General features: G+C 61.1%; 3 protein-coding genes. All 3 read left to right on the top strand.

The features are described from left to right. The first annotated feature begins 91 nt into the window (after positions 1 to 91). Positions 92 to 919, top strand: coding sequence for a hypothetical protein (locus RMO25_RS13100; RefSeq protein WP_309663045.1), 828 nt, complete (start codon positions 92 to 94; stop codon positions 917 to 919). Between the two features lie 98 nt (positions 920 to 1,017). Continuing rightward, a complete protein-coding gene (locus RMO25_RS13095; protein ID WP_309663044.1) occupies positions 1,018 to 1,353 on the top strand; it encodes a hypothetical protein in 336 nt (111 codons plus the stop codon). 156 nt (positions 1,354 to 1,509) lie between these two features. Then, positions 1,510 to 2,145, top strand: a 636-nt coding sequence (locus RMO25_RS13090) for an outer membrane beta-barrel protein (protein ID WP_309663043.1), incomplete at its 3' end; no start/stop codon positions are given.

Here is a 2,145-nt window from a genome sequence, read left to right as displayed (position 1 = left end):
GATGACCGTGCTGAGCGAAACCAGGAGTGGGGTGCCGCGGGTGCGGCGGTTGTGATACGAGAGCGGGTCTCACGGGCGAGGGGGAACGCCAATGGCCACCATTGCAAAAGGATTTACCGGGACCGAGTCGCGGATCGACGTCTTGTCAGGCACGCCACGGGCCCATGTGATCGACCGCTGGATTTTCGTGTTCATGGCGGCCTGGTTCATCGCTATCGTGTTGACCGGGTTCATCCCGGATTCGATCATGAAAATAGGCATGGTGCGCGCCGGAGCGCGGCCGCCGTTCCCGCCTGTGCTGCACATGCATGCGGTGCTGATGGGATCGTTCCTGTTGCTGTTGCTGACGCAAACGACCCTGATGGCGACCGGCCGGCGGGCGTTGCACATGAAGCTGGGTATCGCGGGGGTGGTCCTGGCGGTCGCTTTGGTGACGGTCGGCTTCGTCTTGGCGCCGACGATGTATCACGAGACCTGGAACGCGCTGCAATCGGCGCCGCCGAATGCGCGGGCGAAGTTGCAGGAAGTGGTCACGATCAAGGAGAACATCCTGCTGCTGCAGCTGCGGATCGGGATCTTGTTCCCGCTGTTCCTGGCGATCGGCATCAGGGCGCGAAGCGGGAATGCGGGGCTGCACAAACGGATGATGATCCTGGCGACGGTGATGGCGCTGCCGGCCGGCATCGACCGCATCGCCTGGCTGCCGACAACCATTCCAGCGAGCCCGTTGTCGGTGGATTTGTACACGATCCTGGCGATCTCGCCGATGCTGGTGTGGGATGTGGTCCGCAATCACAGCGTGCACCGGGCCTATTGGATCTGGTTCGCGGTGACGCTTCCGGTTGCAGTGGTCGTCAACCTGTTGTGGGACACGCCGGCGTGGCACGCCACCGCGCGGCAGATCATGGGCGTGGGTTAGGGCAGACGCTTAAACTTTGAAGGGGTGACCCTTCGTCCGGTGCGCAAGCGCCGCGACCCCCGTCCACCTGGGCGGGGGTTTTTCTTTAGGAGCAAGCAATGGGTTGGTGGTTCGGCCGCAAGGCGGCTCCGGACGCGCGGCCGTTCGCGCCGGATTGGCTGCGGACGCGCGAGGGCGAGGGCTTTGCCTTGTCCCGTGACGGCATGCGCGTCGATGTTGTGAGCAGCGGAAAGACCGCGGTGTATCGCGGCGGCGCCTGGGACGTGGGGACGCTCAATGGGTCGCAACTGGTCGTCGACGGCTTGAAAGTGGTCGGTTCGCGCGGCTCGGCTATTGAGGCCCCGGCGGGTGGATCCACGGTTGATTCCGAAGCCCGGACGGCGATTGGCCTGATCCTCGATGGACTGCGCCAGCATGGACTTATCGAAATGTAAGAAAAGCTATATTTTCCAGAAGGTTGATAGTGAATTTCGGACTATGTGAGGTTTTTTAGCAACAACTTGAATGAACAGTGACCTTGCGCGGATACAAGTGCTCTCATAATGTGTTCCGGCAGTTCAATTTCAGAACGCACGTGAAAGGGGACAATTATGCGCAAGCTCGCCATCGTAATGGCGCTCGCATCGACAGGGCTAACTACTCCGGCACTCGCTCTCGACCATTCGGGCTACGTCGGCATTGAAGCGGGTGGCATGATCGTTGAGGACACCGTGCTCGATTATACGAGTGCGAGCGTCACGATTCCTGACGCCATCGGCATCAACCATAAGCGCGGCTACGATGTCGACGCCATCGGCGGCTACGACTTCGGTTCGATCCGCGCTGAGCTCGAGCTCGGATATAAGCGCGCAAACCTCGACGATACCAAGATTGACGCGGCTTTGTCCGCGCCTTCGACCGCGCTCAAGTTCCCAACCGACGGGCGGGTTTCCGTTCTCTCGGGTATGGTCAATGCGCTGCTCGATTTCGGCGATGACAGTGCCTGGAACGGCTATGTCGGCGGTGGTGTGGGTTATGCCCGCGTCAAGTATTACGCTGATATTGCGGCGGGGGGGGCGATTGTCCGGGATAGCGACAGCGGCCTAGCCTGGCAGGCCATTGCCGGCGTGCGCTATGCGATCAGCCCGAACATGGATCTCGGCCTGAAATATCGCTTCTTCAACGTGAACAAGCTGAACTTCAGCGGCAGTGACGGAGAACGCTTGCCGTTCGAGCTTGACGGTCGT

The sequence above is a fragment of the Sphingomonas sp. genome, from assembly GCF_031361285.1.
GTDB lineage: Bacteria > Pseudomonadota > Alphaproteobacteria > Sphingomonadales > Sphingomonadaceae > Sphingomicrobium.
Note: the sequence above shows the minus strand (reverse complement) of the source record. Positions and strands in the feature narration are given on the sequence as shown.

Coding starts and splice junctions, on each gene's coding strand:
- RMO25_RS13095 (WP_309663044.1), top strand. CDS start 1,018: ATGGGTTGGTGGTTCGGCCGCAAGGCGGCTCCGGACGCGCGGCCGTTC.
- RMO25_RS13100 (WP_309663045.1), top strand. CDS start 92: ATGGCCACCATTGCAAAAGGATTTACCGGGACCGAGTCGCGGATCGAC.